18 protein-coding genes and 1 riboswitch are annotated in these 23,348 nt (G+C 60.5%); of the genes, 4 read left to right on the top strand and 14 right to left on the bottom strand.

The window, feature by feature from the left end; translation table 11 throughout:
- Positions 1 to 2: 2 nt before the first annotated feature.
- Genes HB376_RS29095 through HB376_RS29085 form a run of 3 tightly spaced genes read right to left on the bottom strand, consistent with a single transcriptional unit; the run spans position 3 to position 2,190 of the window.
- Positions 3 to 815 (bottom strand): thiazole synthase, encoded by an 813-nt coding sequence (locus tag HB376_RS29095; RefSeq protein ID WP_158934218.1) that lies wholly within the window; start codon positions 813 to 815, stop codon positions 3 to 5.
- Positions 816 to 838: 23 nt separating this feature from the next.
- A complete protein-coding gene (gene thiS, locus HB376_RS29090) occupies positions 839 to 1,036 on the bottom strand; it encodes a sulfur carrier protein ThiS (protein WP_213767144.1) in 198 nt (65 codons plus the stop codon).
- 8 nt (positions 1,037 to 1,044) lie between these two features.
- The gene (locus HB376_RS29085; protein WP_213767173.1) at positions 1,045 to 2,190 is read right to left on the bottom strand and encodes an FAD-dependent oxidoreductase; all 1,146 of its coding nucleotides are present in this window, start codon (positions 2,188 to 2,190) and stop codon (positions 1,045 to 1,047) included.
- Between the two features lie 238 nt (positions 2,191 to 2,428).
- Positions 2,429 to 2,559: riboswitch (TPP riboswitch) on the bottom strand.
- Positions 2,560 to 2,931: 372 nt separating this feature from the next.
- Here HB376_RS29085 and HB376_RS29080 point away from each other — a divergent pair.
- Together HB376_RS29080 and HB376_RS29075 are read left to right on the top strand one after the other, a co-directional pair.
- Positions 2,932 to 4,683 (top strand): ABC transporter ATP-binding protein/permease, encoded by a 1,752-nt coding sequence (locus tag HB376_RS29080; RefSeq protein WP_213767143.1) that lies wholly within the window; start codon positions 2,932 to 2,934, stop codon positions 4,681 to 4,683.
- Positions 4,684 to 4,836: 153 nt separating this feature from the next.
- Complete coding sequence (locus HB376_RS29075; protein WP_213767142.1) at positions 4,837 to 6,090, top strand: MFS transporter; 1,254 nt, start codon at positions 4,837 to 4,839, stop codon at positions 6,088 to 6,090.
- A 147-nt stretch (positions 6,091 to 6,237) separates the two neighbouring features.
- Here HB376_RS29075 and HB376_RS29070 read toward each other — a convergent pair whose 3' ends face one another.
- From HB376_RS29070 to HB376_RS29060, 3 genes are all read right to left on the bottom strand, one after another.
- Complete coding sequence (locus HB376_RS29070) at positions 6,238 to 7,704, bottom strand: glutamate synthase subunit beta (protein WP_213767141.1); 1,467 nt, start codon at positions 7,702 to 7,704, stop codon at positions 6,238 to 6,240.
- A gap of 89 nt (positions 7,705 to 7,793) precedes the next feature.
- Complete coding sequence (locus tag HB376_RS29065; RefSeq protein ID WP_213767140.1) at positions 7,794 to 12,497, bottom strand: glutamate synthase-related protein; 4,704 nt, start codon at positions 12,495 to 12,497, stop codon at positions 7,794 to 7,796.
- A gap of 362 nt (positions 12,498 to 12,859) precedes the next feature.
- On the bottom strand, positions 12,860 to 13,567 hold the full coding sequence (locus HB376_RS29060) for a transposase (protein ID WP_213767139.1): 708 nt from the start codon (positions 13,565 to 13,567) through the stop codon (positions 12,860 to 12,862).
- 267 nt (positions 13,568 to 13,834) lie between these two features.
- Between HB376_RS29060 and HB376_RS29055 the strand changes: the two genes are divergently transcribed.
- Positions 13,835 to 14,560 (top strand): OmpW family outer membrane protein, encoded by a 726-nt coding sequence (locus HB376_RS29055; protein ID WP_213767138.1) that lies wholly within the window; start codon positions 13,835 to 13,837, stop codon positions 14,558 to 14,560.
- Between the two features lie 343 nt (positions 14,561 to 14,903).
- Positions 14,904 to 15,281 (top strand): DUF883 family protein, encoded by a 378-nt coding sequence (locus HB376_RS29050; protein WP_213767137.1) that lies wholly within the window; start codon positions 14,904 to 14,906, stop codon positions 15,279 to 15,281.
- 79 nt (positions 15,282 to 15,360) lie between these two features.
- On the opposite strand, the gene ugpQ is transcribed toward HB376_RS29050, so the two are convergent.
- The 8 genes from ugpQ to aroB all read right to left on the bottom strand — a co-directional run bounded on the left by ugpQ (position 15,361) and on the right by aroB (position 23,341).
- Positions 15,361 to 16,104 carry a glycerophosphodiester phosphodiesterase gene (gene ugpQ / locus HB376_RS29045; RefSeq protein WP_213767136.1) on the bottom strand — a complete coding sequence of 248 codons (744 nt, stop codon included), beginning with the start codon at positions 16,102 to 16,104 and terminating at the stop codon, positions 15,361 to 15,363.
- An 11-nt stretch (positions 16,105 to 16,115) separates the two neighbouring features.
- Positions 16,116 to 17,198 (bottom strand): sn-glycerol-3-phosphate import ATP-binding protein UgpC, encoded by a 1,083-nt coding sequence (locus tag HB376_RS29040; protein ID WP_213767135.1) that lies wholly within the window; start codon positions 17,196 to 17,198, stop codon positions 16,116 to 16,118.
- 10 nt (positions 17,199 to 17,208) lie between these two features.
- Positions 17,209 to 17,517, bottom strand: coding sequence for an antibiotic biosynthesis monooxygenase (locus HB376_RS29035; protein WP_213767134.1), 309 nt, complete (start codon positions 17,515 to 17,517; stop codon positions 17,209 to 17,211).
- 14 nt (positions 17,518 to 17,531) lie between these two features.
- Positions 17,532 to 18,377, bottom strand: a complete 846-nt coding sequence (gene ugpE / locus HB376_RS29030) for a sn-glycerol-3-phosphate ABC transporter permease UgpE (RefSeq protein ID WP_213767133.1) — start codon at positions 18,375 to 18,377, stop codon at positions 17,532 to 17,534.
- A complete protein-coding gene (ugpA, locus tag HB376_RS29025) occupies positions 18,374 to 19,258 on the bottom strand; it encodes a sn-glycerol-3-phosphate ABC transporter permease UgpA (protein WP_213767132.1) in 885 nt (294 codons plus the stop codon). Before ugpA ends, ugpE begins: the two co-directional genes overlap by 4 nt.
- Positions 19,259 to 19,265: 7 nt before the next feature.
- Positions 19,266 to 20,588, bottom strand: a complete 1,323-nt coding sequence (gene ugpB / locus HB376_RS29020) for a sn-glycerol-3-phosphate ABC transporter substrate-binding protein UgpB (protein ID WP_213767131.1) — start codon at positions 20,586 to 20,588, stop codon at positions 19,266 to 19,268.
- A gap of 73 nt (positions 20,589 to 20,661) precedes the next feature.
- Positions 20,662 to 21,888, bottom strand: coding sequence for a deoxyguanosinetriphosphate triphosphohydrolase (locus HB376_RS29015; protein WP_213767130.1), 1,227 nt, complete (start codon positions 21,886 to 21,888; stop codon positions 20,662 to 20,664).
- A gap of 376 nt (positions 21,889 to 22,264) precedes the next feature.
- A complete protein-coding gene (gene aroB, locus HB376_RS29010; RefSeq protein ID WP_213767172.1) occupies positions 22,265 to 23,341 on the bottom strand; it encodes a 3-dehydroquinate synthase in 1,077 nt (358 codons plus the stop codon).
- Positions 23,342 to 23,348: the final 7 nt, after the last annotated feature.

The raw sequence follows: 23,348 nt of genomic DNA, 5'->3' as shown, positions 1-23,348 counted from the left end.
ACTCATGCAGCACTCCCGTCTTGATGCCAGAACGGCATGCCGACCACCGGCGTGCTCGCTTGTGCGCTATCACGCTCGGCCATCGGCCCGGCGAGATAGGCCATTCGCCCCGCCTCGACGCCCAGCGCAAACGCACGCGCCATCTGCGGCGGAAACGTCGCCTGTGAGACAGCCGTGTTCAGCAACACGCCGTCGAAACCCCACTCCATCACCTGGCACGCATGCGACGGCACGCCAAGACCGGCATCGACGATAAGCGGCACATCCGGCAGCCGCTCACGCAGCGTGCGCAATCCGTAGGGATTCGTCACCCCTTTCCCCGTTCCGATAGGCGCGCCCCACGGCATCAACGCCTCGCAACCGACATCGAGCAGACGCCGGCCGATCACCAGATCCTCGGTGCAATACGGCAGCACCTTGAACCCCTCGCGGATCAGTATTTCAGCGGCTTCCACGAGGCCGATAGGATCGGGCTGCAGCGTGTAGTCGTCACCGATCAGTTCGAGCTTCAGCCACGGGGTATCGAAGAGTTCACGCGCCATGCGCGCCGTGGTCAGCACCTCGTCCACGGTCTGGCAGCCGGCCGTGTTGGGCAGCAACGCGACGCCGTGACGCTTGAGGACATCGAAGAAACCGGCCTCGCCCGTGTTCGACTGGCGCCGCAACGCGACGGTGACCATGCCGGGACGGGCGGCATCGATGGAATCCGACAGCGATTGCAGCGACGGATAGCGCGACGTCCCCAGCAGCACCCGGCTCGGGAACGACGTGCCGTAGAGCGTGAGGGTATCGGCTGTGGTGATGGTTGAAGTCATGGTTCGATTCCCTTTGGTTACCCTCAGCCGCCGGCGACCGGCGAGACGATATCGAGTTTGTCGCCAGCCGTAAGCGCCTTCGATGCGTGTTCGCCACGCGCCACGAATTGCCCGTTCAGCGCCACGGCGAACGGCGGTTTTGCGCCGAAGGCCGCGAGGGCGTCGGTGACGGTCGCTTCGTCGGGCATGGAAAAAGGCTGCTGATTGATGTGAATGTTCATGATGAAAGTCAAAGCACGGGCGCCGCGTGTTCGCAGCGCAGCAAGGCGGACCAGCGGGCTTGGCGGCGCCAGTCGTCGAAGGAATCCGGATTGGTGATCGCACCACCGAGCAGCGCTTCGGCGAGCGCACGGGCGGAGTCGGCGACTTCGGGCGCGATCATGTAGCCGTGTCGATACAACCCGTTTACCCGCAAGGTTCGTGCGCCGTCCCAGACAATTGCCGGACGATGGTCGGGCAAGGTCGGCCGGCATTGCGAATTGAGTTCGAGAATGCGCGCCTCGCCGAAACCCGGATGCACCGCGAACGCCGCGCTCAGGAGTTCGAGCGCGGAGCGTACGGTCATCGGCGACATGTCTTCGCCTTCCACTTCGGTTGCGCCAATCACGTAAAGGTCGTCCTGTTTCGGCGCGATATAAAGCGGATAGCGCGGATGCAGCAAGCGCACCGGCCGCGTCAGGCCGATACCCGGCGCATGCACACGCGCTACTTCGCCGCGAATGCCTCTTAACGCCGGCCATGCCGGTTTTCCGCCGAGCCCCCGGCAATCGATCACGAAATGTGCGTCCGGCGGGGTATCGGTATCGATCGTCGTATTCCAGTGGAGATCGACGTTACGTTCGGCCAGCCCCGCAGCCAGCGCAGTCAGCACTTGCCGGTTGTCGAGCTGGCCTTCGTTCGGCAGCAGCCAGCCTTGCGGAAAACGCGTGCCCAGCGACGGTTCCGCCGCCGCGACTTGCGCGCCGGAGAGCTTGACGAAGCCGTTCTGGAAAAGCTCCGAAGGCGCATTCGCGCGCAAACGGCGCTCGAACAGCGGCGCTTCGGCGCGGTCGCCGGCATGCCAGACGACCAGCGTGCCATTGCGCTGGAAAAACACCGGTTCCGGCATTTCAGCGATAAAACCCGGCCAGCGCTCAAGCGATGCCGCCCCAAGTTCAGTGATCAGCAATTCAGCGCTGGCGGCCTCGGCGAGCGGCGCGAGCATCGCCGCCGCGACCCATGCGGCCGATTGCGTGCCGGCGGCATCGCCCCGGTCGTACAGCGCCACGCGATGCCCCGTGCCCGCCAGCAGCCAGGCGACCAGCCGCCCGCACAAGCCACCGCCAACGACGGCAAAGTCGTCTCGCCCGGACGCACGGGAGCGAGTGGAGTGCATAGTGGAATGGGAATGCACAGCGGTGTTCACGATGACGATGCCTCCTCAGCAGACGCTGCAGAACGCACGGAGCACACAGCACGGAAATCGAGATCGGGAGGAACGCCCGTTTCGAACCCTGGTTGCACGCGCGGCGCACAAAAACATAATTCAGGGACGAAACCACGGCGAGAAAGCGGCTCGGGAGCGCATAACCTGCGGCTCCTGTGCCAGCCAATACTGGAAGAAACTGGAAACGCGGCGGTTTCCGGAAACTTCCCTCGCCGGTATTACCCGGATCGGGTGCAAAGGGACTCTCTCAGCCTCGCCGCGCGTTTCTCCGTTATTTCAAGGAGGCAGACGCGTGCCGAAGCACCCCTGTTTCGTCATCGATCATTAAAACATAAAAGCGAAACGACCCGCAAACCGGGAAAAGCCGGGGACCCGGCGCGGACAAGACCGGACAGCCTTCCCTTTCGTTCGCGGTACGCGCACTCTGGCACAATGCCGCGAACGCCGATTCGTCTTGGTTGGCCGGCAGCATACGCGTACGGCAAGCGCCTCGCTGCTGCATTGCATCAGCGGGCGGTCGCCAGCCGGGCGAGGATTAAGGAAGAATTAAGCCACGCCCGAAACAATGCTCCGGCACGCGCCGTCTTTAATGGCCTCTTACGATCATTGAGACGGAGCAGGACCCTCCGCATCGATACGATACCGCCAAGTTACAACCTGCCGCCGAGCCGGCACGTCTTCAGGAAGCTCATGACCACCACACCTCCCGGCAACACAGAACAAAACGCCGACAAAGTGTCGGCGTGGAGTCTTATCAAGCCTTACTGGGTATCGGAAGAACGCGGCATTGCATGGCTTTTGCTGATCGCGATCATCGCGATCAACATGACGGTCGTGTACATCAATGTCCGCCTGAACACCTGGAGCGCGGACTTCTATAACACGCTGCAGGCCAAGCGGGTCGCCGAGTTTCCGCGTTTGCTGCTGATCTTCGCGGGTCTCGCGTTCGCGTACATCCTGCTCGCCGTGTATGGCCGGTATCTGCGCCAGATGCTCGGCTTCCGGTGGCGCCAATGGCTCACGCACCGGTACCTCGAACAATGGCTCGGCGATAAAGCCTTCTACCGCATAGAACGCGATCGTCTCGCCGATAACCCCGACCAGCGGATCAGCGACGACCTGCAGTCTTTCGCCACGACCACGCTGTCTTTGTCGCTGGATCTGTTGTCCACGCTCGTCACGCTCGTCACCTTCATCACGATCCTGTGGACGCTGGCCGGCGCGCTGAGTTTCTCGTTGTTCGGCACGCCGATCACTATTCCGGGCTACATGGTCTGGGCCGCCGCGCTGTACGCAGTGCTCGGCTCGCTGCTGATCCAGCGTTTCGGCCACCCGCTGGTATCGATTAATTACCAGGCGCAGAAAGTGGAAGCCAACTTCCGTTTCGGCCTGATCCGCATTCGTGAGAACGCCGAGCAAATCGCGTTTTACGACGGCATCGCGACGGAAAACACCAACGCCCGGACCATCTTCGAAACGATCCGCCAGAATTACTGGCAGATCATGAAGTACACGCGGCGGATGACCTTCGTGCTGTCCTTCTACGGCCAGATCGCGATTATTTTCCCGATCATGGTCGCCGCTCCCCGCTACTTCGCAGGCGCATTCACGTTCGGCGTGCTGATGCAGATCAGTTCGGCGTTCGGCACAGTCAGCGACTCGTTTTCCTGGTTCATCAATAGTTACTCGACCCTGGTCGAATGGCGCGCCACCGTGAACCGGCTGCGCGAATTCAAGCGCGTGATGCGCTCCACGCACATCAAGGAAGCGATATCGCCAGCGACCGCCCACGGCGGCATCAACCTGCATTACACGGATACAAAAGCGCTGACCACGACGGGGCTGAAGCTCTCGTTGCCGAACGGTACGCCGCTCGCGAACGTCGCGGATGTGATCGTGAAGCCGGGCTCGCGCTGGCTGGTGCAAGGCCCGTCCGGTTCGGGCAAGAGTACGTTGATGCGCGCGCTGGCCGGCCTGTGGCCGTTCGGTGACGGCACGATCGACGCCCCGGTCGACGCCAAGCTGATGTTCATTCCGCAGCAAAGCTACTTGCCGATCGGCACGTTGAAGGCGGCGCTGAGTTATCCGTCGACTGCGGAAGCCTTCTCCGATGAAGCCTGCCGCGAAGCCTTGCGCGCCTGCAACCTGAACGCGTACGGCACGCGTCTGGAGGAGTCGGGGCATTGGGCCAAGATGATGTCGCCGGGTGAACAACAGCGGCTCGCGGCGGCCCGCGTGTTGCTGCAAAAACCCGACTTCATGTTCCTCGATGAAGCCACCAGTGCGCTCGACGCCGAGAACGAGATGCTGATCTATACGGCGATCATCGACGCGTTACCGAACGCCGCGATCGTCAGCGTCGCGCATCGCGAGTCGGTGAGTGGCTTCCATGAGAGCCGGATCGAGATCGAGCGCGCGGGAGCTGAAAGCCTGGTTGTGTAAGAGCGAAGCGCTTGTTCGATGCCCGGTGCCCCTTGGCATCGAACGGCGTGTGACTCGCAACCGGGCAGGTTCTTTTTGACTTGCTTTTCCCGTTGAACGACGCACCGTAGAATGTCCCGGCGCCTGCATCGCAGGCTTTGAACGGGAGACCGGATGCGAGCGTTCGAGTGGTTCACCGAGTTGACGACGCGCGAGCGCCGCACGCTTTACGCAGGTTTCGGCGGTTACGCCGTCGATGCCTTCGACTTCATGATCTACTCGTTCCTCATTCCCACGCTGATTGCCACGTGGGGCATGACGAAGAGCGAAGCCGGGATGATTGCGACGAGCTCGCTGATTTCATCGGCTATTGGCGGCTGGCTCGCCGGCATTCTCTCTGACCGATATGGCCGCGTCCGCGTATTGCAGTGGACGATCGGCACGTTTGCGTTCTTCACGTTTCTTTCCGGCTTCACGCATTCATTCGGACAGTTGCTGGCCACGCGCACGCTGCAAGGCGTGGGCTTCGGCGGCGAATGGTCCGTGGTCACCGTGATGATGGCCGAGACCATTCGTTCGCCGCAGCATCGGGCGAAAGCCGTGGGGACTGTGCAGAGCAGCTGGTCATTCGGCTGGGGTGCGGCGGCCATCCTCTACTGGGCGTTCTTCGCGTTGCTGCCCGAAGATAACGCGTGGCGCGCGTGCTTCTGGATCGGTATCTTGCCGGCGCTGTGGATCCTCTACATTCGCCGCAACGTCAGCGACCCGGACATCTATCTCGCTACACGCCGCGCGCGCGATGCCGGCACTGAAACCGCTACGTTCTCCGATATCTTCAAAGGCTCGCACCTCAAGACCACGATACTGGGCAGCGCGTTGTGCACCGGCATGCTCGGCGGTTATTACGCCATCACCACGTGGCTGCCGACCTATCTCAAGACCGAGCGCCATTTGTCCGTGTTCAATACGAGCGGTTATCTCGTAGTGCTGATTGTCGGCTCGTTTTTTGGTTATGTGTTCGGGGCTATTCTCTGCGACAAGATTGGGCGGCGTGCATCGTTCGTACTGTTTGCTATCGGCTCGTTTCTGCTAGGGATGATCTACACGATGATCCCCATTACCGACCATGCGATGCTGCTGCTCGGCTTTCCGCTTGGCATTGTCGTACAGGGGATTTTTGCGGGCGTGGGCGCGTATTTATCGGAGCTGTACCCGAATGCGATACGCGGCTCAGGACAAGGGTTTTGTTATAACCTCGGGCGCGGGCTCGGCTCGTTTTTCCCGATTCTTGTCGGCGTGCTTTCACAGGGAATGTCGCTGGTTAAAGCGATGGGCGTGGTGGCAGGAACGGGATATTTGTTGGTGATTGTTGCGGCGTTATTGTTGCCGGAAACGCGGGGGAAGGCGCTTGGTGCGGTGACGGGGTGAGTTTCTTGAGGATAAAAACGAGGCCGTTTTAACTTGCGTTAAAACGGCCTGCTTATGTGCCATGCGCCGCCTTTCGGCAGATGGTCTACTGAAACCGGGCTCAAACCCCGAGCCCGGCTTTTCAACGAACATCCCACGAGAAAAATCTTATCGCGGCAACTCACTAGACCCCATCAAAAACGCATCGACCGAGCGCGCGCACTGCCGTCCTTCACGAATCGCCCACACAACCAGCGACTGACCCCGACGCATATCGCCGGCGGTGAACACCTTCGGCACCGACGTAAAGTATGCCTTTTCCCCTTCGGTCGAAGCCTTCACATTCCCGCGCGCGTCCTTATCCACACCAAACGCCTCGAGCACCGGCGATGTGGGCTGCGTGAATCCCATCGCGAGCAGCACCAGATCGGCTTTCATTTCGAACTCCGAGTCCGCCACTTCCTGCATCTTCCCGTCCTTCCATTCCACGCGCACCGCGATCAGCTTTTCAACCTTGCCGTTCTTGCCTTCGAAGCGCTTGGTCGCCACCGACCAATCGCGCTCGCAGCCTTCCTCATGCGACGACGACGTGCGCAACTTGATCGGCCAGTACGGCCACACCAGCGGCTTGTTCTCCGTCTCCGGCGGCTGTGAAAGCAACTCGAACTGCGTCACGCTTTTCGCGCCATGCCGATTCGATGTCCCGACACAATCCGAACCCGTATCGCCGCCACCGATCACCACAACGTGCTTGCCCTTGGCAATCAACTGATCGACGACCGTATCGCCGGCATTCACCCTGTTCTGCAGCGGCAGGAATTCCATCGCGTAATGGATGCCCTGCATTTCACGCCCAGGCACCGGCAAATCACGCGGCGTTTCCGAGCCGCCTGCAATGACAACAGCATCGAATTGCTCACGCAACTCATCGGGCGAAATGGTTTCACGCGATGAATTCGCGATATGCCCCGGCAGCGGATCCTTACCGATAAAAACATTGGTCCGGAACGCCACGCCTTCGGCTTCCATCTGCCGCATGCGGCGATCGATCAGCCACTTTTCGAGCTTGAAATCGGGGATGCCATATCGCAGCAATCCACCAATCCGATCGTTCTTCTCGAACACCGTCACGTCATGCCCCGCACGCGCCAGTTGCTGCGCAGCGGCCAATCCGGCGGGACCCGATCCGACCACGGCCACCTTCTTGCCAGTCTTGTGCTTGGACGGCAAGGGTGCGACCCAGCCTTCGGCCCAGGCTTTATCGATGATGGCGTGTTCGATCGACTTGATGCCGACCGGATCGTCGTTGATACCGAGCGTGCAAGCCGTCTCACACGGCGCCGGACAAATGCGCCCGGTGAACTCCGGGAAGTTATTCGTGGAATGCAGCACGTCAATGGCCGTCTTCCAGTTCTGCTGGAACACCAGGTCGTTGAAGTCCGGAATGATGTTGTTCACCGGACAGCCGTTATTGCAGAACGGAATGCCGCAATCCATGCAACGCGCGCCCTGGATCTTCGCGTTCTCGTCGGACAGCGCGTGAACGAATTCCTTGTAATGCTTGACGCGAGCGAGCGGCGCTTCGTACGTCTCATGCTGGCGCTCGAACTCGAGAAAACCGGTTGCCTTGCCCATGTGGTTCTCTTTCTCTGTATTGGGGGTTGATCCACCCTTCGGCGTCTAACGCCGAAGGGCCGTACTAGTCATCGGAAACGGAAGGAAGCTCAGGCCGCAATCGCGTCTTTTGCTTTCTTTGCGCCCATCTCGCCGAGCGCTCGCTTGTATTCCGTCGGGAACACCTTCACGAATTGACGGCGCGACGCATCCCAGTTCTCGAGCAGCGCTTTCGCACGCGTCGAACCGGTGGACTGGAAGTGCCGCTCGATCAGGTCCTTGAGCAACGCTTCGTCGGTCTTGCCGGTGTGCCACAAAGCCCGGTCCACCGTACGTTCCTGTTCTGCCTGCTGCAAGACAGGATCGAGCGCGACCATCGCCTTGTTGCACTTGCCGCTGAACGTGCCGTCGGCATCGAAGACAAACGCCACGCCGCCCGACATGCCCGCCGCGAAGTTGCGCCCGGTTTCGCCGAGCACGACCACCGTGCCGCCGGTCATGTATTCGCAACCGTGGTCGCCAGTGCCTTCCACGACTGCGGTCGCGCCCGAGTTACGCACGGCGAAACGCTCGCCCGCGACACCCCGGAAATACGCATCGCCTTCAATCGCGCCGTACAACACCGTGTTGCCGCAGATGATGTTTTCCTCCGACTTGCCCCGGAAGTCGTTAGTCGGGCGAATGATGATGCGTCCGCCCGACAGACCCTTGCCAACGTAGTCGTTGCCATCGCCGACGAGATCCAGCGTGATGCCCTTCGCCAGGAATGCACCGAAACTCTGGCCCGCCGTGCCCTTCAACTGGATATGAATCGAGTCGTCGGGCAGGCCGTCGTGACCGTACTTCCGTGCGATCAAACCGGACAACATCGCGCCCACCGTGCGGTTCACGTTGCGCACCGGCTGGATGAACGAGACGTGCTCGCCTTTCTCGATAGCCGCCTTCGACTTCTCGATCAGCACATGATCGAGCGCCTTCTCAAGCCCGTGATCCTGCGTCTCGACGTGCTTCGTCGCGATGCTGCCGTCGTTCGGCACTTGATAAAACACTTTCGAGAAATCCAGGCCCTTAGCCTTCCAGTGCTCGACGCCCTTCTTCGTATCGAGCAATTCGGCGTGGCCGATGAGGTCATCGAACTTGCGGATACCCAGTTGCGCCATGATTTCGCGCACTTCTTCCGCGATAAAGAAGAAGAAGTTCACCACATGTTCCGGCTGTCCCGTGAACTTGGCGCGCAGCACGGGATCTTGCGTCGCAACGCCGACCGGGCACGTGTTCAGATGACACTTGCGCATCATGATGCAGCCCTGCACGACGAGCGGCGCGGTCGCGAAACCGAATTCATCGGCGCCGAGCAGCGCACCGATCACCACGTCGCGGCCGGTCTTCATCTGGCCATCGGCCTGCACGCGGATACGGCCGCGAAGGCGGTTAAGCACCAGCGTTTGCTGCGTTTCGGCCAGACCGAGTTCCCACGGCGTACCGGCATGCTTGAGCGATGACAACGGCGAAGCGCCCGTGCCGCCATCGTGACCGGCGATCACGACGTGATCGGCCTTCGCTTTCGCAACGCCCGCGGCAACGGTTCCCACACCCACTTCCGAGACCAGCTTCACCGAGACGCTCGACGACGAGTTCACGTTCTTCAGGTCGTGAATGAGCTGCGCCAGGTCTTCGATCGAATAGATGTCATGGTGCGGCGGCGGCGAAATCAGGCCCACGCCCGGCACCGAGTACCGCAGCTTGCCGATGTAATCGCTGACCTTATGACCCGGCAGTTGCCCCCCTTCGCCCGGCTTCGCGCCCTGCGCCATCTTGATCTGGATCTGATCCGCCGACGACAGGTACTCCGCCGTCACGCCGAAGCGTCCGGACGCCACTTGCTTGATCTTCGAGCGCAGCGAATCGCCGTCTTTCAACGGGATATCGGTGACGACTTCATCGCCAATCACAGAGCGCATCGTGTCGCCGTTCTTGATCGGAATGCCGCGAAGTTCGTTGCGATACCGGTTCGCGTCTTCACCGCCCTCACCCGTGTTCGACTTCCCGCCGATACGGTTCATGGCCACAGCCAGCGTGGCGTGCGCTTCGGTGCTGATCGAACCCAACGACATTGCGCCGGTCGCAAAACGCTTTACGATTTCCTTCGCCGGTTCCACTTCGTCCAAAGGAATCGCCTTCGCCGGATCGACCTTGAACTCGAACAAACCACGGAACGTCATGTGACGCTTGGTCTGGTCGTTGATCAGGTGCGCGTATTCCTTGTACGTCTGGTACGAGTTGCTGCGCGTGGAATGCTGCAGCTTGGCGATAGCGTCAGGCGTCCACATGTGCTCTTCACCACGCACGCGATACGCGTATTCACCGCCCGCATCGAGCATGGTCGCGAGCACGGGGTTCTCGCCAAACGCCTCACGATGCAGACGAATCGCTTCCTCAGCCACTTCGAAAATGCCGATTCCGCCGACCTTCGACGCCGTGCCCTTGAAGTACTTCTCCACGAGTTCGCTCGAGAGCCCGACCGCTTCGAAAATCTGCGCGCCGGTGTACGACATGTACGTCGAAATGCCCATCTTCGACATGACCTTGTACAAGCCCTTGCCCACGGCCTTCGTGTAGTTGTAGATGGCTTTATCGGCGGAAAGATCGCCCTTCAGGCCTTCGGCCATTTGTGCGAGCGTTTCCAGCGCGAGGTACGGATGCACGGCTTCCGCGCCGTACGCGGCGAGCAGCGCGAAGTGATGCGTCTCGCGCGCCGAGCCCGTTTCCACGACCAGACCCGTGCTCGTGCGCAGACCGTGCTGCACGAGATGCGTATGGATAGCAGACGTAGCGAGCAGCGCCGGAATAGCCAGGTTGTCGCGATCCATCTTGCGATCGGAGACGATCAGCATGTTGTAGCCGGACTTGACCGCATCCACTGCTTCCGCGCACAGCGAAGCGAGGCGCGCTTCCACGCCTTCGTTACCCCACACCACCGGATAGCAGATGCTCAGTTCATACGAGCTGAACTTGCCACCGGTGTATTTATCGATGGCGCGAATCTTCGCGATGTCCTTGAAGTCGAGCACGGGCTGCGAGACTTCGAGACGCATCGTCGGGTTGATGTTGGTCGTGTCGAGCAGGTTCGGCTTCGGGCCGACGAACGACACCAGCGACATCACCATGTTCTCGCGGATCGGGTCGATCGGCGGGTTCGTGACCTGCGCGAAGAGCTGCTTGAAGTAGTGGTACAGCGTCTTGTTCTTGTTCGACATGACCGCGAGGGGCGAGTCGTTGCCCATGGAGCCAACGGCTTCTTCGCCCAACTGCGCCATGGGCGCCATCAGGAACTTGACGTCTTCCTGCGTGTAGCCGAACGCCTGCTGACGATCCAGCAAAGCAGCCGCTTCACGGCGCTGCGTGTCAACTTCCTCGGCCTTCGGCTCGATCTCGTCGAGCTTGATGCGCACGGCGTCGATCCAGCTCTTGTACGGCTTGCCGTTCGCGAGGTTGTCCTTGAGTTCCTTGTCGTCGATGATCCGGCCTTGCTCCATATCGATCAGGAACATCTTGCCCGGCTGCAGACGCCACTTCTTCACGATCTTCGATTCCGGCACCGGCAACACGCCCGATTCCGATGCGAGGATCACGAGGTCGTCGTCGGTGATGACATAGCGCGCCGGACGCAGGCCGTTGCGGTCGAGCGTGGCGCCAATCTGGCGGCCGTCCGTGAACGCGATTGCGGCGGGGCCATCCCACGGCTCCATCATGGCAGCGTGATATTCGTAGAAAGCGCGGCGGTTGTCGTCCATCAGCGTGTGCTGTTCCCAGGCTTCGGGAATCATCATCATCATTGCGTGGACGAGCGGATAACCCGCCATGACCAGGAGTTCAAGGCAGTTATCGAACGATGCCGTGTCCGACTGGCCCGGGTAGATCAGCGGCCAGAGCTTCGGCAGGTCGTCGCCCAGCACGTAGCTGGCGATCGCGCCGGTACGCGCGTTCAGCCAGTTGACGTTGCCCTTCACGGTGTTGATTTCACCGTTGTGCGCAATCATCCGGTACGGGTGCGCGAGTTCCCACGCAGGGAACGTGTTGGTGGAGAAGCGCTGGTGCACGAGCGCGAGTGCCGATACGGTGCGTTCGTCCTGCAGGTCGCGGTAATACACGCCAACCTGACCGGCCAGCAGCAGACCCTTATAGACGACGGTACGCGCCGACATGGACGGCACGAAGTATTCCTTGCCGTGCTTGAGCTTGAGCGCCTGGATCCGGTGACTAGCGGTCTTGCGGATCACGTACAGCTTCCGCTCGAGCGCATCGGTCACGACAATGTCCTTGCCCCGGCCGATAAAAATCTGCCGTATCAGCGGCTCGCTGGCCTTCACGGTCGGCGAAATGGGCATGGTGGCGTCCACCGGCACATCGCGCCAGCCCAGCACGATCTGACCTTCGGCCTTCACCGTGCGCTCCAGCTCCTGCTCGCACGCGAGACGCGATGCGTTTTCCTTCGGCAAGAAGATCATGCCGACGCCGTACTCGCCTTCCGGCGGCAGCGTCACGCCCTGCTTCGCCATTTCCTCGCGATAAAACCCGTCCGGGATCTGGATCAGGATGCCCGCGCCGTCGCCCATCAGCTTGTCGGCGCCGACAGCGCCGCGATGGTCGAGGTTCTCGAGGATCTTCAGACCCTGCTGGATGATTTCGTGGCGCTTCTTGCCCTTGATGTGCGCAACGAAGCCGACGCCACAGGAGTCGTGTTCGTTTTCGGGGTCGTACATGCCCTGCGCGGCGGGAGCGGAACCGAGAGTCGGCGGCAGTTGATCGTTCATGGGTCACCGTGTTCTGTGGGGGGCCGCGGGCGGCCGTTGAACATGTTCTTGCTTGGGCCTACGTGCATTGCTTACGTGCGTTGCTCGCGCCTCCGGCAGGCCAAGACCCTGAACCTGGGCGAAAAACGCGAAGCCGGTCGTGCAAACAGACGCGATGCGTCCTGAACTGCCGGAAAACGAAATATACGCGATGAATCAAAAACTTGGCAACCAAAACGCGTTGATCTGACACCTATTATCGAGTTGGTGCATGATTGCCCCATTTAATTAGGTCCACATCAAGTAAGGCAAAAAATAAACGGCATCCCGATTTTTGTCGTCATGCCGTTCAGTCATTCTTCAGTTCCGGCGCAAAAACACCGTTAACGCGTCTGAGGAGTCTCGCGAATCTTGCGAGGGCGGCCGCGAGGCAACGGTGAGACGCGCCGGTTGGCGGCGCGTCCTGCCCACTCCCTGTAGGAGTCGCTGCCGAGCACCCAGCCCTTGAGCGTCGCCTGAAGCAGCCGGTTGGCTTCGCGTTCATCGAGCGGCTGCTCGCACAACTCGGTATAGGCGCGCTGGCGTTCGAACGGCGTATTGCCGAGCTTCCAGTACAGCGAGTGGTCGGTTATAAGGCTGTCGAGCGTCAAGCCGATGTGATGGCGGTAGCTGGACCATTTGTAGTCTTGCGGGAGGGCCGCGAGGCCGGCATGCACCGGCGCCATCTCGACTACCCGGCTCGCGAGCAGGAAGTAGGTTTCGCCTTCAATCACCGTTGCCCGGTAGCGGCCTTCCCACAAGGTGCCGCGGCGGGCATAACGACGATTGAAATGCGCGACGTAGCGCCGGCCGACAGCCTGCATGGCTTTCGGGAGACTAGCTTCGTCGCGGGGAGTGACGAGCAGATGCACCGCGCCTGGCATCAGCGCATAAGCGTGGATGGCGAGATGGTGGTCGCGGGAGGCGGTGCGCAGGCATTCGATGAAAAGCTCATAGTCCGGAGCTTCGACGAAAGCGGGCTGCTGATCGAGACCGCGCAAGATGACGTGCTGCGGCTGTTCGGGAACGTAGAGTCGTGCAAGCCGTGCCATGCTGGATTTTCCGTTGGTCGAGCGTTGGTCGGGTTCGGGGTATTCCGGCGGTCCGTCAAAGCCACATTCTGGGCCACCTTGAAATTTTTCGTTCAAGTCGTGCGGGATAGGCAGCAACCCATGCATCAGCCGGGAAAATCAGGAGCCCGGCAGCTCGCTAACCCAATCGGAGCCAGCATTCTTCTTAGGGAAAACGCTCTGAGGCGAAGCATGGTTTGTTTCAAATGTTCTGTTCATAATTAGCGTGCTTTTTCGGAGGAGCACTCAATGAAAATAAAACGGGTTGTTACGGGGATCGCCGCATTCGCGTGCGTGTCTGGCGCAGCACATGCCCAGTCAGCAAACACTTTCTACGTCACTACAGGCTGGTTCCATTTCGCTCCTATTTCCAGTAGCGGCCCGCTCAAGGAAACGAGCGTGGGTGGATCGGCAGTCGGCATTGAAGTACCCAACACCGGCGCGAGCCTCTCTAACGCCGACACCGCAGGCTTCACCGCCGGCTACTTTGTCACCGACCATATTGCCGGCGAATTCGTTATCGGCATTCCGCCCTCGTTCGACCTGAAAGGCGAAAAGTCGTATTCGCAATACGGCACGCTCGGCACGGCCAAGCAGTGGAGCCCGACGCTGCTGCTGAAGTACTACTTCATGCAACCGCAATCGAAGATTCGCCCGTATGTGGGTATTGGCGTGACGCGCGTGTGGTTCTCGGACGCAAAGATCACGAACACCGCTTTCGAAGCCAACGTACTGCATGGTCCGACCGACGTATCGACGGATAGTTCGTGGGCTCCCGTGTTTAATGCAGGCCTTACATACGCGTTCAACGATCACTGGTTCGCCGGTTTCTCCCTCTCGTTCGTGCCGCTCCATGCCACGGCGAAGCTGACAACGCAGGCGCAGACGCCAGTTGGTCAGCTCACCGTGAAGTCGGAGGCAAAGCTGAAGCTGAACCCGATCGTGACGTACCTGAACGTCGGGTATCGGTTCTAAACTCGGTTCTAAACTCGGTTCTAAACGCCGACACCCCTTCTGTTTTTACGCTGTTCCGTCAAAGCAAGCCAAGAACAAACACAAACGCCGTTGCGGGGAATCCTCGTAACGGCGTTTGTGTTTCAGCGCTTGTAAATATGACGCGCAGCACGCACTTTTCCGAGCCTGGCCGGGCAGTTTCTACTTTTCCTGATTTTCTAGTTTTCGCGAGATGCCTTGTGTGGCAAGGCTCGAGCGTGCAATGTTGAACGCGGCGGCCGAATCGGCATCCAACTTGCTCACCTTTTGTTTTTCCGCACTTTCGCGGCCCATCCCACGATTCATCCATCGACGGAGCGATCCTATGAACGCATTCCCCAATACGCGAGATGCCATCGGAGATTCATGGAACTCCACCAGCCGCCGTGCGCGCCGCATTTCGCGTCACAGCCGCGACGCGGCGCAGGACATTGGCGGCGAATTACGCACGCTGATTTCGGAGATTGAAGAAACACTGTCGGAAGGGACGTCGGCCGACGTCGCCGCGCTGCGGGCTCAATTGAGCAAGAGCGTGGATTCGGCACGCGAGCGGTTGAATAATACGCACGACGCGGTACGCGCTCGCGCGAATACGGCCCTGGCCGATGCGGACACCTATATTCACGACAAACCGTGGCAAACCATTGCCCTGGTGGGCGGCTTGGCGCTGGTGGCAGGCGTGTTGCTGGCCCGCGCCCGATAAGCCTTTTGCTTGTATCGATGTAAAAACGCGCGCTGGAATTTGCTTCCGCGCGCGCTTTTACTCGTTCGCTCGTTTCCGCTCAGTCCAGAAAATCCGCGCCGATCACATCGATCCGGTCCGTGCAGATCGCGTCCACGCCCCATGCGGCGAGCTCGCGCGCCCGCTCCGGGTCGTTGACGGTGTAGGCCAGTATCCGCAAGCCCGAATCCTTGATCTCGGCGACCAGACGCTCGTCCAGCGTCTGGTGATCCGCATGCAGCGACACGCACGACAACGCTGCGGTTTGCGCGCGCCAGTCGCTGGGAATGGCTTCATAGAGCATGCCGCGCGGCAGATCCGGCGCAGCTCCGGCGGCGGCCTCGAGCGCAGCGTAGGAAAACGACGACAACAACGGCGCCGGTTCTGCTCCTGACCACAGCCGCGCAGCTTCCTGCGCCACTAAAACGCCCGTTTCAACATCGCGCCCTTCGCACGGCTTGATTTCGACGTTCGCAGCTAACCCGTGCGAAAAACACCGTTCCGCGACCTGAGCGAGCGTTGGCATGCGCGCACCGGCGAAACTCGGATCGAACCAGCTTCCGGCATCGAGTTGCTCAAGTTCTTCGTAGCGAAGATTTTTCGCCGCGCCGCGCCCGTTCGACGTGCGATCGACGAGATCGTCGTGTAGCAAAAACACGACGTTATCCGCCGATAACTTCGCATCGAATTCGATCATTTTCAGACCGAGACGCGCACCGGTATCAATACCGTCGAGCGTGTTTTCCGGCGCGACTTTCCCGCCGCCACGATGCGCAACGATGCGCGGATAAGGCCAGATTTTCATCGCTTTTCCTATTAATTGACGCGCAAGCCCGTCGCCGGATCGAAGATGTGCAGACGATGAGCCGGCAGCGCCACTTCCAGCGCCTCGCCGCGCGCCGGACGATGTTCGTGCGGCAAACGCACCGCGACGTCGTGTTTGCCCCAACGGCCATGCGCGAGGTTATCGGCACCGAGGAGTTCGCAGGAATCGACCGTCAACGTGACATGCGCGCTCTGCTGCTCCGGCAGCATGTGTTCCGGCCGAATGCCTAACACCCACTCGCGGCCCTTCAGATCCTGTTGCAACGACTGCATGCCCGCGAGCGGCAGGCGTGGCCCGTTACCGGCGACATCGAAGCCCGATCCGTCTTCCGACACTCGGCCTTCCAGCAGATTCATGGCCGGTGAGCCGATAAAGCTTGCCACGAACACCGTCGCCGGCCGCTCGTAGACTTCGGTCGGCGGCCCGATCTGCTCGGCACGGCCGCGATTCATCACGATCACGCGCTGCGCGAGTGTCATCGCTTCGATCTGGTCGTGCGTGACGTACAGGCTCGTGGTCGCGAGACGCGCGTGCAGCCGCTGGATCTCCAGCCGCATTTGCACGCGCAGCTTGGCGTCGAGGTTGGAGAGCGGTTCATCGAACAGGAACACGGCCGGTTCGCGCACGATCGCGCGCCCCATTGCCACACGTTGCCGCTGCCCGCCGGACAGCTCGCGCGGCTTGCGGGCGAGCAACGGTTCGAGTTCCAGTATCTTCGCGGCATTCTGCACGCGCCGGTCGATTTCCGATTTGCTCACACCGCCGATCTTCAGCGCATACGCCATGTTCTGCGCGACGCTCATATGCGGATACAGCGCGTAGTTCTGGAACACCATCGCGATGTCCCGGTCCTTCGGCTCCAGCCTATTCACCACTTTCTCGCCGATGGAAATCGTCCCTTCGGACACGCTTTCCAGCCCCGCGACCATCCGCAGCAAAGTCGATTTCCCGCAGCCGGACGGCCCGACCATCACGACGAATTCGCCGTCCGTCACTTCCACGTCGATGCCGTGCAGGACGAACTGCTTGCTGTCGTAGGTTTTCTTGACGCCTTGAAGGCTCAGTGCAGCCATCGACCCGCCTTCATTTAAGGGCGCCCGCGACCGTCGCAAAATGCGCGACCGCGACACCCGGTTCATAGAATTTATGCAGCAACTCGCGCCACGTCTGGTAGCCGGCGGAATTGCGGAAACCTTCCTGATGCGCCGCGACCGTTTCCCAGCGCACGAGCAACACGTAATGCGAGCCGTTGTCCGCGTCGGCGCCACGCACCAGTTCGTGCGAGAGATAGCCCGGTTGCGCCGAGATAATCTTTTCGGCCTGAGCAAACGCGGCTTCAAACGCGGCCTCTTCGCCCGCCTTCACCGGCAATTGAGCAACTTCAAGGATCATTGAACGAACCTCCGTTATTTTTCGGAATCGACGAGACCGCGCACGAACCAGCGCTGCATCGTCAGTACAACCGCGAGCGGCGGCAACATGGCCAGCAGCGTTGCGGTCATGACCAGATGCCATTCGGTGGCGGTGTCTCCTGAAGCGATCATGCTCTTGATGCCGACCACCGCGGTTTGCAGCGACTGGTCGCTGGTGATCAGGATCGGCCACAAATACTGGTTCCAGCCGTAGATGAACGTGATCACGAACAGCGCGGCAATGTTCGTCTTCGACAGCGGCAGCACCACGTCCCACAAGAACCGCAATGCCCCGGCGCCGTCGATGCGCGCCGCCTCCATCAGCTCATCGGGCAGCGTCATGAAGAACTGGCGGAACAGGAAAGTCGCCGTCGCCGATGCAATCAGCGGCAATGTCAGTCCGGCGTACGTGTTGCTGAGATGCATCGATGAAACCACCTGGACCGTCGGGAAAATCCGTACTTCCACCGGCAGCATCAGCGTGATGAAAATTAGCCAGAAGGCCAGGTTTTTAAACGGGAAGCGGAAGAACACGATGGCGTAGGCCGACAACATGGAGATAGCGATCTTGCCGATCGAAATCACAAGCGCCATGACCAGGCTGTTCAACAGCATGTGGCCGAACGGCGCCGCTGCGTTGCCGCTGCCGTGCGTCCAGATATTCGCTATGTTCTCGAACAAATGCGTGCTCGGAACCAGCGAAAGCGGCACGCTGAAAACTTCCGCTTCGCTCATGGTGGCCGCGCAGAAGGCGATGTACACCGGAAACACGACCAGCACCACGCCCACGATCAGCACCGCGTGGCAAAACAGGTCAAAACCGCGACGGTTCTCGATCATGAGTACTGCACCCGACGTTCAATAAAGCGGAATTGCACGACAGTCAGCGCCACCACGATCACCATCAGCACGACCGACTGTGCGCCGGAACTGCCGATATCGAGCCCCTGGAAACCCTCGGTGAAAATCTTGTAGATGAGCGTTTTTGTGGACTGCGCCGGACCGCCGCCGGTCGCTGCATCGATGACCGGGAAGGTATCGAAGAAGGCGTAGACCACGTTCACGGTCAGCAGGAAGAAACTGGTTGGCGAGAGCAACGGCAGCGCGATTCCGAAGAACCGCCGCACGGGCCCGGCGCCGTCAATGGCCGCCGCTTCGATCAGCGAACGCGGGATAGCCTGCAGCCCGGCGTAGAAGAACAGGAAGTTATAGCTGACCTGCTTCCACACTGACGCCAGCACGACCAGGAACATGGCCTGTGAACCGTTGAGCGCGTGGTTCCAGACAATGCCGTATTTTGCGAGCGCATACGTCACCAGGCCTATGCTCGGATTAAACAGGAACGACCACAGCACGGCGGCAATCGCCGGCGCGACCGCGTATGGCCAGATCAATAGCGTCTGATACAGCTTCCGGCCTCTTGTCACCCGATCGGCGCACGCGGCCAGCAGCAGCGAGATCACCAGACCCGACACGGTGACGAGCGTGCAGAAGATGATGGTCGTATTGAACGACGCGAGGTAAAGCGGATCGGTGAAGATCTGCTTGAAATTGGCCAGCCCGACAAACTCGCTCGATGTACCGAACGCGTCCTGGGTCTGCGTGGCCTGCCATAGCGCCTCGCCGGCCGGCCACAGGAAAAAGAGCGCGGTGATGGCGAGTTGCGGCGCGACCAGCAGATAAGGCAGCAGGCTCGTATTGAACCGCGATCGTTTTTCCATGGCGAGTTTAGTTTCCAGCCTTTTCGAAGCGGCGCAGCAGGTCGTCGCCGCGCGACACCGCCGAATCAAGCGCGTCCTTCGGCGTTTTCTTTTCCGCCCAGACTTGCTCGAGTTCTTCGTCGACAATCGTGCGGATCTGCGGCATGTTGCCCAGACGCAAGCCCTTCGTGAAAGGCAGGGGCGGCTTGTTCAGCATCTGTTTGATCGCGGTATCGGCGCCGGGGTTTTTGTCGTAGAAGCCCTGCTTTTGCGTCAGTTCGTACGCGGCGGTCGTGACCGGCAGATAACCCGTGTCCTGATGCCATTTAGCTGCCACTGCCGGCGAGGTCAGATAAGCCAGGAACTTGGCGACGCCCTTGTACGTTGCCGGATCCTTGCCAGCCAGCACCCAAAGACTCGCGCCGCCGATAATCGCGTTCTGCGGTGCGCCCTTCACGCTCTGGTCGTACGGCATCATGCCCGTGCCGAAATTGAACTTCGCGTATTTCTTGATGTTGGCCAACGAGCCGGACGAGTTGGTCACGATGCCGCAATCGCCGCTATAGAACTTCGATACCGCCTCGTCCTTCCGGCCAACATACGTGAACGTGCCGTCCTTCGCCATGTTCTGCAGGCGCTGGATGTGCGCGATCTGCAGCGGTTTGTTGAATTCGAGCACGGCGTTGGTGCCGTCGAAGCCATTATTCTCCGATGCGAACGGCAGGCCGTGCCACGCGCTGTAGTTCTCCAACTGAATCCAGCTCTGCCAGCCCGACGAATAACCGCACATGCCGGCCGCCTTCAACTTTTTCGCATCGGCTTCGAGTTCGTCCCAGGTTTTCGGCGGATGGGTCGGATCGATACCGGCTTTCTTGAACATGTCCTTGTTGTAATAGAGGACGGGCGTCGAACTGTTGAACGGCATCGAGATCAGGTGGCCGGTCTTCGAGTCGCTGTAATAGCTTGCAATGGTCGGAACGAATGCCTTTTCGTCGAGCGGAACGCCGGCTTGCTTGAAGACATCGGAAACGGGAATGACCGCTTTCTTGGCCTGAATCATCGTGGCGGTACCGACTTCATACACTTGCAGGATGGCCGGCGCGTTGCCGCTGCGATACGCCGCAATACCCGCAGCCAGCGTCTGGTCGTAGCTGCCCTTGAAGACCGGCACGATCTTGTAATCGCTCTGCGACGCGTTGAAGTCGTTTGCGATGTCGTTCACGCGCTCGCCAAGCGCAGATTCCATGGCGTGCCAGAACTGGATTTCAGTGGCGGCCTGTGCCTGACTGGCGCCAAGGGCGAATATGGCGGCGATGGAAAAGGCGCCGACCAGCAACTTGCGACTACTCATGAGTAACCTCTCCTTGAACCCCGGTGGAGTTTTTTGGTTGGAACAAACGCGAACGCGCCTGGAACGCGGGATTCTAATTGTCGTCGATGACGAACAGACGTCCATATTCTTTTAATGCGTAACGATCCGTCATGCCCGCGATGTAATGCGCGATCAAGCGTGCTTGCGTGCCGCCCGAAGCAGTCTCGCTGCCGCGAGGGTCATTGGCGGACTCTTCCGCGATCGGTCCGCGCGCCTGATAGGCGGGCGGCAGCAGGCGCGGGTCGTCGTTGAACGCCTTGAAAAGCCCGCTCACCACGCGCCCCGCTTTGTTAGCCATCCGCATCACCTGGTAATGGCGGTACAGATTCTTGTAAAGAAAGCGCTTGAGCTCGGTAGCCTGGGCGGCAACTGTCTCGCTGTGCGTGACCAGCGCCGGGGCGTCGCGCACGTCATCGACTGATTGCGGATTCAACCGCGCCAGGTTCTCGCTCGTCGACTCGATCAGATCCACGATCAACGCGTTGATGATCCGGCGGATGGTCTCGTGAATCAGTCTTCGCCCTTCAATACCCGGATACTCGCCGCGCGCCGCTTCGTAGTGCGTCTGCCACAACGCGACATCGGCCAGTTGATCGAGCGTGATCAGGCCGGAGCGAAGCCCGTCGTCGACGTCATGATTGTTGTAGGCGATTTCGTCGGCTACGTTTGCGATCTGGGCTTCTATCGACGGCTGCTTGCGAGTCAGAAAGCGTTCACCCAACGCGCCGAGCTTCAGCGCATTTTCGTGCGAGCAGTGTTTGAGAATGCCCTCGCGGGTTTCGAAGCAGAGATTCAGGCCGTCGAACGCGCCGTAGTGTTCTTCCAGTTCATCGACCACCACAAGGCTCTGGAGGTTGTGCTCGAAGCCGCCGTGGTCGCGCATGCATTCATTCAGTGCATCTTGTCCGGCATGGCCGAAAGGCGTATGGCCAAGATCGTGCGCCAGCGAAATGGCTTCAACCAGGTCTTCGTTCACGCGCAGGTTACGCGCCACGGAACGGGCGATCTGCGCGACTTCCAGGCTGTGCGTCAGGCGTGTGCGAAACAGGTCGCCCTCGTGGTTCACGAAAACCTGCGTCTTGTATTCGAGGCGACGGAACGCCGTGGAGTGAACAATGCGATCGCGGTCGCGCTGGAACTCGGTACGTGCGACGGGCGGTTTTTCTTCGAAGCGGCGGCCACGCGACTCGGCCGAATGCGCGGCATACGGCGCGAGATGCGCCTCAAGCGCGAAGGACGTCGGCGTGATGCTGGAAAACTGGAATGTCTTGTCGCTCACCGGCTGCTCCGAATCATCGTTGCCTTGTTGTTTTTGCTTGGGTCTTGGCTTGGTCGTATTTTCTGCGGCAACGGTTTTGCCTCAGCACAGCACAGCGTCAGGGAAAATCAGCGCAAAGGCCGAAACTTTCATCTCTCGCGGCTTGGCAGTTGCTCCGACTCACCATCATCTTCTTCATGGCGATGGCCGCGCCTCAAAACAGCATCAACGAAGCCAGCGCGAACGGCTTCAACATCCGGAAGTAGTGCGGCTCACTTGTTAGCATGAGCGATGGTGTTCTTCGCGCCGTGGCCACGAACGACATTCAGCGCATTGGTGAACCCGGACGTCTCGCGACTGAGCTTCGTCGCAACGACCCACTGCTGAACGCAGCCGCTCAGACGCTGGCCGCAAGCGTTGCGCGCACTGCCTCGTCGGGTGCACCCGTGATCTTCGTATTACCGAAACGCTCGAGCAGGATGAATTTGATCTCACCTGCTTCGGCTTTCTTGTCGACCTTCATCAAGTCGATATACCGATCCGCGCCAAGCGCCGGCGCCTTGACCGGGAGCTTCGCCGCAGCGATCAACCGCGTGAGCCGCTCACGTGAAGTTTCGTCGAGCCGGCCAAGCCGCACCGACAGATCCGCTGCCATCACCATGCCGCAACCGACTGCCTCTCCATGCAGCCATTCCCCGTAACCAAGACCAGCCTCAATTGCATGACCGAATGTGTGGCCGAAATTGAGAATGGCGCGCAAGCCGCCTTCGCGTTCGTCTGCAGCGACAACCGAAGCCTTCACCTCGCACGAGCGCTTCACCGCATGCGTAAGAGCGGCCGGATCACACGCGTTCAACGCCCCGATGTTCGCCTCGATCCACTCGAAGAACTCGCTGTCCGCAATGGCGCCCGTCTTGATCACTTCCGCGATACCCGCGGCAAGTTCGCGCGCCGGCAGCGTCTGCAGCGCCCCTATGTCCGCGATGACCGCCTGCGGCTGATAAAACGCGCCGATCATGTTCTTGCCGAGCGGATGATTGATGCCGGTCTTCCCGCCCACCGATGAATCGACCTGCGCGAGCAGTGTGGTCGGCACCTGGATAAAAGGCACGCCGCGCATATAGCTGGCCGCGGCAAAACCCGTCATGTCGCCGATCACCCCGCCGCCCAACGCAATCAGCGTGGTCTTGCGGTCGGCGCGCTCGGTCAGCAGCGCGCTGAAAATCTGGTTGAGCGTCTCGAGATTCTTGTGCGCCTCGCCGTCGGGCAGAACGATGGTCGTGACTTTCTTGCCGAGCGGCGCGAGGGCAGCGCGGAGCGCATCGCCGTAGAGCGGATCGACGGTCGTGTTGGTGACAATGGCGACCGACGAACCGGCAATATGCGGTGCGTACAGGTCGGTCCGGCCAATCAGCCCGGCGCCAATATGGATGGGGTAGGCGCGATCGCCCAGTTCGACTTTGACGGTAATCATGGCGGAC

The organism is Caballeronia sp. dw_19 (assembly GCF_018449515.1).
In the GTDB taxonomy this organism is placed as follows: Bacteria; Pseudomonadota; Gammaproteobacteria; order Burkholderiales; family Burkholderiaceae; genus Caballeronia.
Note: the sequence above shows the minus strand (reverse complement) of the source record. Positions and strands in the feature narration are given on the sequence as shown.

What these genes read in the sequence shown, in the direction of transcription:
- HB376_RS29095 (WP_158934218.1), bottom strand. Translation starts at nt 815, where the DNA reads ATGACTTCAACCATCACCACAGCCGATACCCTCACGCTCTACGGCACG.
- thiS (WP_213767144.1), bottom strand. Translation starts at nt 1,036, where the DNA reads ATGAACATTCACATCAATCAGCAGCCTTTTTCCATGCCCGACGAAGCG.
- HB376_RS29085 (WP_213767173.1), bottom strand. Translation starts at nt 2,190, where the DNA reads ATGCACTCCACTCGCTCCCGTGCGTCCGGGCGAGACGACTTTGCCGTC.
- HB376_RS29080 (WP_213767143.1), top strand. Translation starts at nt 2,932, where the DNA reads ATGACCACCACACCTCCCGGCAACACAGAACAAAACGCCGACAAAGTG.
- HB376_RS29075 (WP_213767142.1), top strand. Translation starts at nt 4,837, where the DNA reads ATGCGAGCGTTCGAGTGGTTCACCGAGTTGACGACGCGCGAGCGCCGC.
- HB376_RS29070 (WP_213767141.1), bottom strand. Translation starts at nt 7,704, where the DNA reads ATGGGCAAGGCAACCGGTTTTCTCGAGTTCGAGCGCCAGCATGAGACG.
- HB376_RS29065 (WP_213767140.1), bottom strand. Translation starts at nt 12,497, where the DNA reads ATGAACGATCAACTGCCGCCGACTCTCGGTTCCGCTCCCGCCGCGCAG.
- HB376_RS29060 (WP_213767139.1), bottom strand. Translation starts at nt 13,567, where the DNA reads ATGGCACGGCTTGCACGACTCTACGTTCCCGAACAGCCGCAGCACGTC.
- HB376_RS29055 (WP_213767138.1), top strand. Translation starts at nt 13,835, where the DNA reads ATGAAAATAAAACGGGTTGTTACGGGGATCGCCGCATTCGCGTGCGTG.
- HB376_RS29050 (WP_213767137.1), top strand. Translation starts at nt 14,904, where the DNA reads ATGAACGCATTCCCCAATACGCGAGATGCCATCGGAGATTCATGGAAC.
- ugpQ (WP_213767136.1), bottom strand. Translation starts at nt 16,104, where the DNA reads ATGAAAATCTGGCCTTATCCGCGCATCGTTGCGCATCGTGGCGGCGGG.
- HB376_RS29040 (WP_213767135.1), bottom strand. Translation starts at nt 17,198, where the DNA reads ATGGCTGCACTGAGCCTTCAAGGCGTCAAGAAAACCTACGACAGCAAG.
- HB376_RS29035 (WP_213767134.1), bottom strand. Translation starts at nt 17,517, where the DNA reads ATGATCCTTGAAGTTGCTCAATTGCCGGTGAAGGCGGGCGAAGAGGCC.
- ugpE (WP_213767133.1), bottom strand. Translation starts at nt 18,377, where the DNA reads ATGATCGAGAACCGTCGCGGTTTTGACCTGTTTTGCCACGCGGTGCTG.
- ugpA (WP_213767132.1), bottom strand. Translation starts at nt 19,258, where the DNA reads ATGGAAAAACGATCGCGGTTCAATACGAGCCTGCTGCCTTATCTGCTG.
- ugpB (WP_213767131.1), bottom strand. Translation starts at nt 20,588, where the DNA reads ATGAGTAGTCGCAAGTTGCTGGTCGGCGCCTTTTCCATCGCCGCCATA.
- aroB (WP_213767172.1), bottom strand. Translation starts at nt 23,341, where the DNA reads ATGATTACCGTCAAAGTCGAACTGGGCGATCGCGCCTACCCCATCCAT.